Origin of the sequence: Clostridioides sp. ES-W-0016-02 (genome assembly GCF_020641035.1) — a bacterium.
GTDB lineage: Bacteria > Bacillota > Clostridia > Peptostreptococcales > Peptostreptococcaceae > Clostridioides.
In genome coordinates this window covers 3,980,590-3,994,340 of the sequence record NZ_CP061361.1, presented here as the reverse complement: position 1 = coordinate 3,994,340, position 13,751 = coordinate 3,980,590, and the positions used below count along the sequence as shown (strand labels likewise).

13 protein-coding genes are annotated in these 13,751 nt (G+C 28.7%); all 13 read left to right on the top strand.

The window, feature by feature from the left end:
• Window position 1 precedes the first annotated feature (1 nt).
• The 13 genes from IC758_RS18500 to galU all read left to right on the top strand — a co-directional run bounded on the left by IC758_RS18500 (window position 2) and on the right by galU (window position 13,584).
• Complete coding sequence (locus IC758_RS18500; RefSeq protein ID WP_227860661.1) at window positions 2-997, top strand: peptidylprolyl isomerase; 996 nt, start codon at window positions 2-4, stop codon at window positions 995-997.
• A gap of 123 nt (window positions 998-1,120) precedes the next feature.
• Window positions 1,121-1,660, top strand: coding sequence for a stage V sporulation T C-terminal domain-containing protein (locus IC758_RS18495; protein ID WP_227436300.1), 540 nt, complete (start codon window positions 1,121-1,123; stop codon window positions 1,658-1,660).
• A gap of 119 nt (window positions 1,661-1,779) precedes the next feature.
• A complete protein-coding gene (locus IC758_RS18490; protein ID WP_227436298.1) occupies window positions 1,780-3,393 on the top strand; it encodes a polysaccharide biosynthesis protein in 1,614 nt (537 codons plus the stop codon).
• A 106-nt stretch (window positions 3,394-3,499) separates the two neighbouring features.
• Window positions 3,500-4,948 (top strand): nucleoside triphosphate pyrophosphohydrolase, encoded by a 1,449-nt coding sequence (mazG, locus tag IC758_RS18485; protein ID WP_227436296.1) that lies wholly within the window; start codon window positions 3,500-3,502, stop codon window positions 4,946-4,948.
• An 88-nt stretch (window positions 4,949-5,036) separates the two neighbouring features.
• Window positions 5,037-5,315, top strand: coding sequence for an HU family DNA-binding protein (locus tag IC758_RS18480; RefSeq protein WP_227436295.1), 279 nt, complete (start codon window positions 5,037-5,039; stop codon window positions 5,313-5,315).
• Between the two features lie 71 nt (window positions 5,316-5,386).
• Window positions 5,387-5,629 carry an RNA-binding S4 domain-containing protein gene (locus tag IC758_RS18475; RefSeq protein ID WP_227436285.1) on the top strand — a complete coding sequence of 81 codons (243 nt, stop codon included), beginning with the start codon at window positions 5,387-5,389 and terminating at the stop codon, window positions 5,627-5,629.
• A 61-nt stretch (window positions 5,630-5,690) separates the two neighbouring features.
• Window positions 5,691-5,945, top strand: a complete 255-nt coding sequence (locus IC758_RS18470; protein ID WP_003421411.1) for a YabP/YqfC family sporulation protein — start codon at window positions 5,691-5,693, stop codon at window positions 5,943-5,945.
• Window positions 5,946-6,476: a spore cortex biosynthesis protein YabQ gene (gene yabQ / locus IC758_RS18465; RefSeq protein ID WP_227436283.1), complete on the top strand. Its 531-nt coding sequence runs from the start codon at window positions 5,946-5,948 to the stop codon at window positions 6,474-6,476. It abuts the gene before it with no gap.
• Between the two features lie 5 nt (window positions 6,477-6,481).
• Window positions 6,482-6,766: an FtsB family cell division protein gene (locus IC758_RS18460; protein WP_227436281.1), complete on the top strand. Its 285-nt coding sequence runs from the start codon at window positions 6,482-6,484 to the stop codon at window positions 6,764-6,766.
• Between the two features lie 112 nt (window positions 6,767-6,878).
• The gene (locus IC758_RS18455; protein WP_227835016.1) at window positions 6,879-7,799 is read left to right on the top strand and encodes a Ppx/GppA phosphatase family protein; all 921 of its coding nucleotides are present in this window, start codon (window positions 6,879-6,881) and stop codon (window positions 7,797-7,799) included.
• Between the two features lie 89 nt (window positions 7,800-7,888).
• Entirely contained in the window at window positions 7,889-10,261 is a 2,373-nt protein-coding gene (spoIIE, locus tag IC758_RS18450) for a stage II sporulation protein E (RefSeq protein ID WP_227835017.1), read from the top strand.
• 350 nt (window positions 10,262-10,611) lie between these two features.
• Entirely contained in the window at window positions 10,612-12,501 is a 1,890-nt protein-coding gene (pepF, locus tag IC758_RS18445) for an oligoendopeptidase F (RefSeq protein WP_227436275.1), read from the top strand.
• A 117-nt stretch (window positions 12,502-12,618) separates the two neighbouring features.
• On the top strand, window positions 12,619-13,584 hold the full coding sequence (gene galU, locus IC758_RS18440) for a UTP--glucose-1-phosphate uridylyltransferase GalU (RefSeq protein ID WP_227436274.1): 966 nt from the start codon (window positions 12,619-12,621) through the stop codon (window positions 13,582-13,584).
• The last annotated feature ends 167 nt before the right edge of the window (window positions 13,585-13,751 follow it).

Below are 13,751 nucleotides of genomic sequence, written 5' to 3'. Positions count from 1 at the left end.
TTTGAAAAAAGTAATAACGTTAGTAATAGCTATGATAGTTGTAATATCAATAACAGCTTGTAGCGCAAGCACAGATGGAACTGTAGCAACAGTAAATGGTACAAAAATATCATCAGATGAATTTAAAAAAACTATAGCTCTTTATAAAGATTCTATGGAACAAACTTATGGAAAAGACATTTGGGACAAAGAAGTTGAAAAAGGAGTAAAGTATAAGGACAAGTTTAAAGACTTAATTCTTGAACAACTTATAACTACAGAAGTCATATATTCACAAGCTAAAAAAGATAACTTACTTCCTAAAAAAGAAGATGTTGAAAAAAGTTTTAAAGATTTAAAAGACGCTATGAGTAAAGATGAAAATTATAAAAAACAACTTGAAAAATTAGGTATAGATGATACATTTTTAAAAGACCAACAAGAAAAAGATTTAGCTATGCAAAACTATCAAGCTAATTTTACTAAAGAAACTAAAATATCAGATGAAGAAATGAAAAAATACTATGATACACATAAAGATGAATTCAAAAAAGATGAAGTAGAAGCTTCTCATATTTTATTAAAAACAGTAGATGATAACAATAAGCCACTTTCAGAAGCGAAGAAGGCAGAAGCCAAGAAAAAAGCTGAAGAAGCCCTTAAAGAAGTTAAATCAGGTGAAGATTTTGCAAAGGTTGCAAAGAAATATTCACAAGATGCTTCAGCAAGTGATGGTGGTAAATTAGGATTCTTCTCAAGAGGTCAAATGGTAGCTGAATTTGAAGAAGCAGCGTTTTCTATGAAAAAGGGTGAAATATCTAACTTAGTTGAAACTCAATATGGATACCATATAATTAAAGTAACAGACAAAGTAAATGAACAAACACCATTTGAAGATTCTAAAGAAACTATAAAAGAACAATTATTAAAAAATAAATATCAAGAGAAAATAGAAAAATTAACTAAAGAAGCTAAAGTAGAAAAAGATGAAAAAGTAATAAATACAATCACAATATAAAAACTAAAAAAATAGTAATATGCTTAAAAAAGCTATATCTGGAGAAGATATAGCTTTTTTTGTATATTTTTCTTAACAATGGTAAAAATAAACTTAAAGTAATTTATGGAGGGATTAAAAAATATGAAAGCAACAGGTATAGTTAGAAGAATAGATGATCTTGGAAGGGTAGTTATCCCAAAGGAGATAAGAAAGACATTAAGAATTAGAGAAGGAGATCCTTTAGAGATATTCACAGCAAAAGATGGAGAAGTCATACTTAAAAAATACTCTCCAATAGGAGAATTAAATGAATTCTCTCAGGAATATGCTGAAACATTAGCAGAAGTACTAGGATATGGTGTATTAATAACAGATTTAGATTCTATAATAGCTGTATCTAAACTTCCTAAAAAAGATTATAAAGAAAAAAGTATAAGTGATGAGTTAGAAGCAATAATAAGTGAAAGAACAGTAAAATACTCAAAAGATAAAAATATTTTACCTTTATTTAAAGAAGACCAAAAGGAATATATTAGTCAAGTTATTATGCCTATAATTAGTGCATCTGGTGACTGTATAGGTTCGATTGTAGTTGTTTCAAAAGATAAAGATACAATTGCAGAAAGTGAAGAAAAATCTTTAAAAATAGCTGCTAACTTTTTAGGAAAACAAGTTCAATAATTTTATCATAAAGACCTTTTACGTGAAGGTCTTTTGAAGTTTTTGTTTAAAATATTGAATATAGCATTAAAAATATGGTATATTAAAGTTTGTTATATAAACAGTATGGAGGTTATGTTATGAACAATAACAAAAACAAAGACTCCTTTTTAAAAGGAGCCCTTATACTTGGGCTAGCAGGTGTAATTGTAAAAATAATGGGTGGATTTTTTAGAATTCCCCTTGGAAACATGATTGGTTCAGAAGGAATGGGATACTATCAGGCTGCTTATCCTGTGTACACTCTATTTTTAACATTAGCTACTGCTGGATTCCCAACAGCTGTGGCAAAGTTGGTTTCGGAAAAAGTTGCCATTGGAAATTATAAAGGTGCAAATAAGATATTTAAAGTATCACATACAGTTTTATTTATAACTGGTATAATATCATTTTGTATATTGTTTTTTGGAGCCGACTACATAGTAACAAACATAATGAAAAATCCTGGTGCATTGTACTCTATGAAAGCTATTGCTCCAGCTTTATTATTTGTTCCAGCAATGTCAGCATATAGAGGATATTTCCAAGGTAGACAAGACATGACTAAGATTGCTGTGTCTCAAGTTGCAGAGCAATTTTTTAGAGTTGTATTAGGTCTTACTTTGGCTTACCTACTTATGAAAAGCTTTGGGCAAACTTTAGGAGCAGCGGGTGCTATATCAGGAGCTACAATAGGTTCAGTAGCATCTATGGTTTATCTGATGTTTGCTTATATGTTAGGAAGAAGAGAACGTAGAGCTGAGATAGATGCGAGTCAAAGGTTTAAGGATGAACAAGTTTCTTATATCTTTAAAAAGCTTTTAACAGTTGCTATTCCGATAACAATAGGTGCATCAGTAATGCCACTTGTAAATATGATAGATAATGTTATTGTAATAAGAAGACTTATGGAAGCAGGCTTTACATATAAAGTAGCAAATTCAATGTTTGGTCAATTGACAGGTATGGCAATGGCAACAATAAATTTACCAGCCGTTATAACAACTGCAATGAGTATGAGCTTAGTTCCAGCTATTTCTAAAGCATATGCATTAGGTAATAAATCAAAGGCTAGAAAAGATACTAAAAGTGCTGTTAAGGTGACTTTACTTATAGTATTACCTTGTGCGTTTGGTATGGCATCATTAGCGATACCAATAATGGGTCTTTTATTTCCACATGAGCCATCATCTGTAGGAACTATCTTGTTTACTCTTACTCCATGTGTACTGTTCTTAGGATTAATACAAACATTGACTGGTATAATTCAAGGAATGGGAAAACCAATAGTTCCTGTAATTGCTTTATGTGTGGGTATGTTATGTAAGATTGTTATAAGTTATACATTGACAGGTATTCCAGATATTAATGTATTAGGTTCAGCTTTTGGAACAGTTACAGCATACTTTGTGGCAGCTATGATTAACTTATTATATGTTAAGAAATATATGAATGTAAAATTTCCTAAGAAGGAATTTATAATAAAACCATTTATAACAGTTATGACAATGTTTATAATGGTTAAATTGAGTTATGGTGCTTTAGTTGGATTATTGGGTAATAGTATATCTACAATAATCGCAATAGGTGTTGGTGGTATTGTATATGTAGTAGTTATACTTGGAATAGGCGGAATTAAAAAAGAAGAGATACTAACTATGCCAAAAGGTGATAAATTATATAAATTGTTAAAAAAAGTTAAACTTATAAGATAATATAGGAATATATATGCAAATAAAGGAAATACTATACAAATAGTAAAGCTCCTTATTTGTATAACAATACAAAAATAAAGTGAAATTTGCTAATGGGAGTGATGTTATGGGTAAGATAAGTATTGTAGGGCTTGGACCAGGAGACTATTCTCTTATAAGTCAAGGTGTACTGGAATCTTTAAAAAATAGCCCTAGAGTCTTTTTTAGAACAGAGAAACATCCGATAATTGATAAGCTTAAAGAAACTATACAATACACTTCTTTAGATTACTTTTATGAAAATGAGGAAAACTTTGAGAGTGTTTACTTAAAAATATCTGAATTTATTATAGAAGAATCTACAAAAGGTGACTTAGTATATGCGGTTCCTGGTCATCCAAGGGTCGCAGAAAAGACTGTAAGTATAATAGAGAGACTTGCCAATGAAAAGCACATAAAAGTGGAGATAGTACCTTCTATGAGCTTTGTAGACGCTATGTTTAACTATTTAGCTATAGACCCATCTGATGGATTTAAATTGATAGATGCTTTTGAGATAGAAAACTCATATATAGATTTAGATACAAGTATGATAATAACTCAAGTGTATGATAAATTTATAGCATCAAATGTAAAGTTAAAACTTATGGAATATTATGATTATAATCAAGAAATATGTATAGTAAATGGAGCAGGTGTCAAAGATTTAGAAAGTAAAAAGTTTATAAAATTATGTGAATTAGACAGAAATGAAAACTTTTTTGACTATTTAACTAGCTTATATATACCCAAAAGTTCTAAAAAGATGTATAATACAGTACATGACTTAGAAATAATAGTTAATACATTAAGAAGCCCATCTGGATGTGAATGGGATAAAAAACAAACACATCAATCATTAAAAAATTCTGTTATAGAGGAAGCATATGAACTTTGTAATGCAATTGATAATAATGATATAGATGAAATGGTAGAAGAGCTAGGAGACGTTCTTTTACAAGTTATATTCCATTGTCAGATAGGTAATGAGGAGGGCTACTTCGATTTAAAAGAAGTGGTAAATGGTATATGCAAAAAATTAATTCATAGACATCCTCATATATTTAATGGTGTAAAATTAGATATGTCTAAGTTTGAAAAAACTTGGGAAGAGTTAAAGAAAGAAGAAAAAGGCGAAAGCACTGTAACAGATGGCCTTAGAAGAATACCAAAACATTTACCAGCTCTTATGAAGGCTAGTAAAGTTCAACATAAAGCAGCTCTTGTTGGCTTTGATTGGGACAATGTAGAAGATGTATTTAAAAAAATTGAAGAAGAATATCAGGAATTACTTGACGAACACAGGGTCGGGAATATAAAATACATAAAGGAAGAACTAGGCGATTTATTATTTTCGATAGTAAATCTAGCTAGATTTTTAGACATAGACTCAGGAGAAGCCTTGAACTGTACTACAGATAAATTCATAAATAGATTTGAGTTTGTAGAAAAAAGTGCAATGAATTTAAATAGGAAATTAGAAGACATGACACTTGAAGAGATGGATGAATTTTGGAATCAGGCTAAAAAACAATAAAATTGTGGAAGGAAATTTGTCAAAAATCTAGAACTTTTATCAGAAAGATAGGAGTCTATATTATAAACATTTTTAGGAGGTAAATATCGTGAATAAAGCTGAATTAGTATCAAAGATGGCAGAAAAAAGTGGATTAACAAAGAAGGAAGCAGAGGCTGCGTTAAACGCATTTATGAGTTCTGTTCAAGATGCACTAGTAAATAATGAAAAAGTTCAATTAGTTGGATTTGGAACATTTGAGACAAGAGAAAGAGCTGCTAGACAAGGAAGAAATCCAAGAGATCCAGAGCAAATTATAGATATACCAGCTTCTAAAGCACCAGTTTTCAAAGCTGGAAAAGGATTAAAGGATACAATAAATGGATAATTAGAAATCTTGTGAAAAAGTGTGGATAAATTTACCACACTTTTTCTATAGAGCTAAGGAAGGTGATAATTATGAGATTAGATAAGTTTTTAAAAGTATCTAGGATTATAAAGAGAAGAACTGTTGCTAAAGATGCATGTGATAAAGGAATTGTCACTATAAATGGAAAAGTCGCTAAATCTTCTTCAGAAGTGAATATTGGAGATACATTAGAAATACAATTTGGAGAGAAGAAGATGAAGTTTAAGATAAATGAAGTAAGAGAGCATGTATTAAAAAATGATGCGAAAGAAATGTACGAAATTTTAGAATAAAATTAATAGTCCTCTAGTATATTAATAGTAGTATTAGTGAAATATTTACTGGGGGGATATTATGGAACAGAACATAACTTTGAAAGATAGATCAAAGCTGGTTATTTCAGGAGTTGAGCACATATATTCTTTTAATGATAAAAGAGTAGAGCTTAAAACTTCTGTTGGTGAGATGGTAATTGAAGGCGAAAACCTAGATATGAGCAAGCTAAGTATAGACGAAAATATAATTAGCATAGATGGAACTATAAATTCTATGGTATATGCAAAGCCTAAAAAGCCACAAGAAAGTTTTTTGAAAAAGGTATTTAGATAGATGATACCTTTTACTCAAGATGTAAGTATTTTCTACGCTACTATTTATGGTGGAATACTCATAGGAGTGTTGTTTGATTTTTATAGAAGCCTGAGAGGGAGTTTTAAATTCATCAATTATTTTGCAATAATTTTTGATGTATTATTTTGGTTTCTAGCAACCATTATAATATTTATAACAATAAACCTTACAGAGTTTTTTAATTTAAGATATTACCATTTTGTGGCTTTGTTTATTGGTTTTATTTTATACTATAACACCATAAGTAAAATTGTTTTATCAATTATCAATAAAATAATTCGTTTTGTGAGGAATTCTTTTAAAAAAGTTACATACTACATAGTCAGTTTTTTAAACAATTTGTATTACGTTATAATCTATTCACTACACCTACTATTTGATATTATATTTTATATACCAAATATATTTATAGCAACAAAAAAAAGTATAAAGAGAAAATCAAATAAAAAATCAAAAAACAAGAAAAAATCAAAATCTAAGAAAAAAACTAAAACTAAAAAAAGGGTGTAGGAAAAATGAACTTAAGAAAAAAATTTTCAGGACAAATTATTGTTATCAGTTTATTTTTAGGAATATCAATTTTTAGTATAATGACAGGATTTGTATTTGAGTACGAAAAAGCTAAAGAATATAAAACAGAAATAGCAAGTCTAAATAAACAATTAAAAAAGACTGAAATACAAATAAACAGCTTAAAGAAAGATGAAAAATCATATGAAGGAGACTTAGAAGAAATAGCTAGAAAAAGGTTAAACATGGTAAAGCCTAATGAAACCGTTTATGTAGATATAAATCGTTGATTAAAAGTTGCCAATAAGTCTACGAGTATTGATTTTAAAATTTAAGATTGAATAAAAAAGTCATTCAGTTTAAGGATGACTTTTTTATTTTGATTTAAGGAGGAATTTTATAATGAAAATAGGAGCTATTGATATTGGAACAAACTCAATGAGATTGTTGATAGTAGATTATGTGGATGGAAAACTTATAAATAGAAAAAAATTTGTTAACACAACTAGAATTGGGCAAGGTGTAGATAGCAAGGGATATATAAAGGAAGATGCGATTCAAAGAAATATAGAAGCATTAAAAGAATTCTCTGACAAGTGTAATGATGAAAAATGTGAAAATATTTATTGTATGGGGACATCTGCTCTTAGAGATAGTAAAAATGGAGATTATTTTGTTAAACTAGCAAAAGAAGAGGCTGGTATTGATGTTGACATAGTTACAGGTATAGAAGAATCAAATTTGGGCTTTAAAGGTGTTTTAGAAGGCATACAAGAAGAGAATGATATTATTGTTATAGATATTGGAGGAGGCTCAACAGAATTTATTATAGGTGATTCAGATGGAATTAAATTTAATAAAAGTAAAAATGTAGGAGCTCTTAGAATGACAGAAAAATTTTTAAAACACGATATCATTGAAAATGAAGAGTTTGAAGCTATGAGTTCATTTATATATAACGAAATCAGTGAGACTTTAAATTACATAAAAGAAAAGGGATTAAAAACTCTTATAGGTATAGGAGGTACAATCACATCATTGTCAGCAATTAATCAAGAATTAGAAATTTACTCTATGGAAAAAATACATAATAGTAAGATATGCAAAAAAGAAATAGAAGAAATTCTACAAAAATTAATAAAGATGACATTAAGTGATAAAAAGAACTTAAAAGGGCTACAAGAAAAACGTGCGGATATTATAACTGCTGGTGTAAAAATATTGAATATAATAATGGAAAAATTAGAAATAGAAGAAATAACCGTAAGTGAATACGATAATTTGGAAGGCTTAATATGTCAAAAGTCAAAAAAAATGTATTAATATTTTTTGATATTTGGAACCGATTATGACAAAAAAAATTACTCCTCTTTGTTACAATTCTTAATATAAACAAAAGAGGAGGTTTTTTTATGCAAAGAAGTGTAGCAGTTGTAAAGAACAAAACTGTAAAACCAAATGTCATAAAATTAATAAGCGGATATATTGATTTTACTACAGTGTCATTCGCTGTAATGGGATTTTTACTTAGTAGGTCTATCATAGTAGACTCTGTAGCTCCTTTAGGGATTGCCTTTTTTATATGTGCATCAAAGATTGATAAGTACAAGATACCTGTATTTATATCAGCATTAATAGGGATATTGTTATCATTCAATGATTTTGGAAATGTAGCAAAATATGCTGTGTGCCTTACAATATTTATGGCATTAAATAAGAAACTAAAACTATTAGATTCAATTGCCAAAGTGGCGTTTATAGGTGCAATGGTATTACTTCCAATTTCCATGGGACAAGCGTTCTTTTCTGATAGGTGTGTGTATAATCTGCTTGTTGCAGGTGTAGAAGCAATAATAATGTTTATATCTATATATGTATTTTCTTATGGTATAGGTTTAATGGCCAATGTAAACAATAGGATGTCTGTACGGACAGAAGAAGCCATATCAATAAGTTTACTGCTAACCTTTAGTATAATGGGGATAGGAGATATATCTTTATTTGGAATATCGATAAGGACCATTTTGTCAACAGTATTGATATTACTGACCTCAATAGTAGGTGGAGCTACCATGGGAGCATCTAGTGGTGTAATTATTGGAGTGGCATCTATTTTAAATAATATGACATCAGCTATTTATATGGGTATATATTCTTTTTCAGGATTAATAAGTGGTGCATTTAATAAAATAAATAAATATTTCTGTATATTAGGATATATTCTAAGTTGGACAATAATATACCTATATACTTCTGGTATTACTTCAAATATGATGCAACTAAGAGATATATTGTTAGGATGCTTGATAGTGATTGTGTTGCCTGAAAGGTTATTCAATAAGATTGAAAAATTAATAAAAAGTAATGTAGCTTCAAATGAAATTGTATACGATTATATTATGAGAAGCAAAAACTTAACGAATAGCCGATTAAACAGTATCTATAAAACCTATGATGACCTTGCAGATACATTTGACAAGATAAGGGAAAAGGATAAGGTGCTAGACCAAAGAGACATAGCTAATGTAATAGATATGATTCATAATGATGAATGTAAAAGTTGTAGTATGAGAAGAATGTGTTGGGAATCAAGATTTAATCATACATACACTATGATATATAATATTCTTGAAAAAATTGAAGAGAAAGGAGAATTAAGTGTAAACGATATACCTAAAAACTTTAGAAAGGAATGTATGAAGCCAGAGTCAATAGTGAAAATATCAAATCACTATTATAAAATGTTTGTATTAGATTATGATTGGAGTGTGAAGTTTTCAGAAAGTAGAAAATTAATAGCAAATCAGATAAGGAGTATTTCAAAATCAATTAAATCGCTGTCTCAGGATTTAGAGGGCGATATAATGTTAGATATAGAGAAAGAAAAAAATATATATGAACAATTAGAGAGATATGATATAACTGTTGATAAAGTAAGTTACTTAACAAAGAGTAACAGCGAGTTTGAAATATCAATAGAAAAGAAAACTTGCAATGATGGTTGCATGTGTGAAAATAAAATTGTAGATATAATTTCAGACCTAGTAGGAGAGAATATGTCTGTTAGAAAAATAGGATGTCACTGTTTAGGAGGTAAATGTAAAGCAACATTTGTTAAGTCTCAAAAATATAAGGCTGTTACAGAAGTTTCAGCAATGTCAAGGGATGGACATATCCTTTGTGGAGATAATTACACATATATGGAGATAAATGATGGCAAATATATGATGGCTATAAGCGATGGTATGGGAAAAGGTAAAAAAGCTTATGAAGAGTCTTCTGCTACTATTGATATACTAGAAAAAATGATAGATGCAAAGATTAAAGATGAAATAGTCATAGATACTATAAATAATATGTTGTTATTAAAGTCTTCAGAAGAAATGTTTTCAACTCTCGACTTAGGTATTTTAGATTTAAAACGAGGGTGTTTAGAAACTATAAAGATGGGAGCATGTTCTACCTATATAAAAAGAGAGGATGGAGAAGTTGATTTAATATCATCATCATCTTTACCTGTGGGTATATTGTCAGATGTAAAGATTGATAGAAAAAATGTAAAAGTTAAGGAAGGGGACTATGTTATAATGGTTTCTGATGGAATTGTAGATGCAGGAAGAAATAACAATTTAGGTGATAATTGGTTAATATATTTCTTAAAAAACATAGAAACTACTAATCCAAAAGAAATTTCAAATTTAATATTAGATAGAGCATTGGAGTTACAAGCGTTACAAATCGAAGATGACATGACTGTTCTAGTTACAAAAATATGTACAAAATAAACTTTATAAATTTCTGTGTATAATATGTGGATAACTTGTGTATAATGTGTTAATAGACTTTTGAAAAAAGTAAAGTTATTAACAAAAAAAACGTATAAATCAACAAAATTTGTTGATAAGTATGGCATAAATGTTAATAAAATGTAAAAAAAGAAAAAACAAAAGCTATTATCAAAAGAGATTCATGTTGAAATAACTAAATTTCTAAGCAAGTAAAGCCTGTGAATATGTTGATTATTATGTGGATAACTATTAATTCGATATTTATTTATATAGTATGAATAATTGAATAATATATCTAAAAAAAGCCATCCTATTATTAAGTAAACTTATTGAAAGGATGGCTTTTTATGAATAGGAAATTGTGCAAAGCAATAATACCTTTATTTATCTCTATTTTTTGCATGTTAATAATAAGTATAAAAGCTGACCAAGGATATCAAAAAAATAATGATAGAGCAATTACTGTCATGAATAATGATACTGAAGATGATGCTGAAAAAAAACAAGAAATAGATTATGAAAAAACATGTTGGAATTTACAGTCTCTATTTAAAAGTGATGACCAATGGAAAAAAGAACTTAAGAGTTTTAATAAAGATACAAAAGAACTTAAAAATTACATAGGTAAAGTTACAAAGTCACCAACGCATTTGTCTTTTGCGTTAGATATCAAAGAGAAACTTGATATAAGATTAAATAAACTTTCTGCTTATGTAAAATTAAAACAAGATACTAATAAAAATTCATATAAATATTTAGATATGAGTGATAGTATGGGTAAATCTTATGGAGACTATATGGGGATTTGCTCAGATTTAGAGTTAGAGATATTAAAATTATCAAATAGAGATTATAAGAAGATTATTTCAAATAAAAATATAAATAGAAAATATGGTGTGTATTTAAGAGATATAAGAAGAAATAAAGTACATTATTTGGACGATAAATCAGAAGATATTCTAAGTAAAGTGTCTTCAATAAGTAGTCTTCCAAGTCAAGTGTATGAGTTATTTAGAAATATGGATAGAAAAACTAATTTGACACCAGCTCAATATGCAAGTGAACTGGAATCGCCAGATAGAGAAAATAGAAAAAAAGCTTATCAAGATGAACTCATTACTTATAATGATAATATAAATACAATTGCGGGCTTGATTACTGGCCAAGTTAAAAAGAATATATTTTATTCTCAAGAAAGAGGTTATGAGTCGTCTTTAGAAATGTATTTAGAATCTGATAATGTAGATGAAAAAGTATACAATAATTTAATAAGAACTGTAAACAGTAATATGGATAGTTTACACAAATATATAGATTTAAGAAAAAAAGTCTTAAAGTTGGATAAGGTTCATTCATATGATATGTCTGTACCTATAGTTAAGGCTGTTGATAGTAATATTAACTATGAAAAAGCTCAGAGTATAGTATATTCAGCATTATCACCTTTGGGAAAAGAATACAATGATGTAGTATACAAAGCGTTTAATGAAAAATGGATAGATGTTTATTCACATGAAAATAAAGTGAGTGGTGGATATTGCCTATCTGTCTATGAAAATCATCCATATATACTTTTAAATTATAATAATTCGCTAGGCTCAGTTTCAACTTTATCACATGAGTTAGGTCATGCTGTATATGAATATCTAAGTTCTAAGAACCAAAATTATTTTAATTCAAGTCCATCTATATTTACTCATGAAGTTGCGTCTACTACTAATGAGGCATTACTTTATGAGATGCTTATAAGAGAATCTAAAAGTAATGGTGAGAAAGCTTATTATATAACACAATATCTAGATTTAATAAAGGATACTCTTTATACACAAACTATGTATGCTGAATTTGAAAAAACTATACATGAATTAGTAGAAAAAGGAAAAAGTGTAAATGCATTAGTGTTAAATGATGTTTGGGGACAACTTCTCAAGAAGTATTATGGGCAAAACTATGAATTAGACCAATTATCTAAGGTCGGATGGGCAAGAATCCCACATTTTTATAATAGTTTTTATGTCTATAAATATGCTACAGGCTGTAGTGCAGGAGTCAGTTTCGCCCAAGATATACTAAAAAATGGCTCAGATAATTATATAAATTTTCTTAAAAAAGGAAGCTCAGATTATCCAATAGACTTATTAAAAGGAAGTGGGATAAATTTAACTAATACAAAACCTATAGAAAATACAATCAAAAAATTTGACAGCTTAGTAGCAGAACTTGAAAAGCTATTATAAAAGATTTATTATAATCCACATGGAAAATATATCGAATTAATGTTAAAATATACTAAAAGTTTAAAGTCCTATTTATAAATAGGGCTTTTTATCTATTAATTAGTGGGAGATGATTCTATGCAAGTTAAAGTTAAGAAAGCTGTAATACCAGCAGCAGGTTTAGGCACTAGATTTTTGCCAGCTACAAAGGCACAGCCAAAAGAAATGTTACCAATAGTTGATAAGCCAACACTACAATACATAATAGAAGAGGCTGTAGCTTCAGGAATAGAGGAAATATTAATAATAACAGGTAGAAATAAAAAATCTATTGAAGACCATTTTGATAAATCTGTAGAATTAGAACTTGACTTAGAAAAAAAAGGTAAAAAAGAGTTATTAGAAATAGTACAAAACATATCTAATATGATTAATATACATTATATAAGACAGAAAGAACCAAAAGGACTGGGAGATGCGATTTATTGTGCTAGACATTTTATAGGTGATGAGCCTTTTGCTGTAATGTTAGGAGATGACATTGTAGACAATGATGTACCTTGTTTAAAACAATTAACAGACGCATATGAAGAGTATAGAACTACAATATTAGGTGTGCAAAAAGTGAATCCAGAAGATACTAATAAATATGGTATAATAGAAGCTAAAAATATAGAGGGTAGGGTTTATAAAGTAAAAGATATGGTGGAAAAACCAGAATCAGGGAAGGCACCTTCAAATATAGCTATTTTAGGTAGGTATATAATAACTCCTGAGATATTTGACATCCTCAAGGATTTACCACCAGGTAAAGGTGGAGAAGTACAACTTACAGATGCTTTAAAAGTATTATCTAAAAAGGAAGCCATGTATGCATATAACTTTGAGGGTAAGAGATATGATGTAGGTGATAAATTAGGATTTTTAGAAGCGACTGTCGATTTTGCTCTAAAGAAAGAAGACCTTAAGGAAGATTTTATTAAATATCTAAGACATGTCTGTAATGAATTTGATAAAGATGACAATGTGTTATACAATAGTACAAATGAAGGAATAGATTCAGATAAGATTTGCGAGATTAAAGAACTCGAAGTTCAAAAATAATTAGGAAAGGTGATGTAGTGTGGCAAAATCAAGTCAAAAAAAGATTAATAGAATAATAGCTGTTGGGATTGTAGGTGTTCTTGTATTAACAAGTATAACAGCTGTTTTAAGCATGATTGCAACTATGTTGTAGAAATAAATAACTACTGTAGTATACATAAATATAA

What these genes read in the sequence shown, in the direction of transcription:
- IC758_RS18495 (WP_227436300.1), top strand. Translation starts at nt 1,121, where the DNA reads ATGAAAGCAACAGGTATAGTTAGAAGAATAGATGATCTTGGAAGGGTA.
- IC758_RS18490 (WP_227436298.1), top strand. Translation starts at nt 1,780, where the DNA reads ATGAACAATAACAAAAACAAAGACTCCTTTTTAAAAGGAGCCCTTATA.
- mazG (WP_227436296.1), top strand. Translation starts at nt 3,500, where the DNA reads ATGGGTAAGATAAGTATTGTAGGGCTTGGACCAGGAGACTATTCTCTT.
- IC758_RS18475 (WP_227436285.1), top strand. Translation starts at nt 5,387, where the DNA reads ATGAGATTAGATAAGTTTTTAAAAGTATCTAGGATTATAAAGAGAAGA.
- IC758_RS18470 (WP_003421411.1), top strand. Translation starts at nt 5,691, where the DNA reads ATGGAACAGAACATAACTTTGAAAGATAGATCAAAGCTGGTTATTTCA.
- yabQ (WP_227436283.1), top strand. Translation starts at nt 5,946, where the DNA reads ATGATACCTTTTACTCAAGATGTAAGTATTTTCTACGCTACTATTTAT.
- IC758_RS18460 (WP_227436281.1), top strand. Translation starts at nt 6,482, where the DNA reads ATGAACTTAAGAAAAAAATTTTCAGGACAAATTATTGTTATCAGTTTA.
- IC758_RS18455 (WP_227835016.1), top strand. Translation starts at nt 6,879, where the DNA reads ATGAAAATAGGAGCTATTGATATTGGAACAAACTCAATGAGATTGTTG.
- spoIIE (WP_227835017.1), top strand. Translation starts at nt 7,889, where the DNA reads ATGCAAAGAAGTGTAGCAGTTGTAAAGAACAAAACTGTAAAACCAAAT.
- pepF (WP_227436275.1), top strand. Translation starts at nt 10,612, where the DNA reads ATGAATAGGAAATTGTGCAAAGCAATAATACCTTTATTTATCTCTATT.
- galU (WP_227436274.1), top strand. Translation starts at nt 12,619, where the DNA reads ATGCAAGTTAAAGTTAAGAAAGCTGTAATACCAGCAGCAGGTTTAGGC.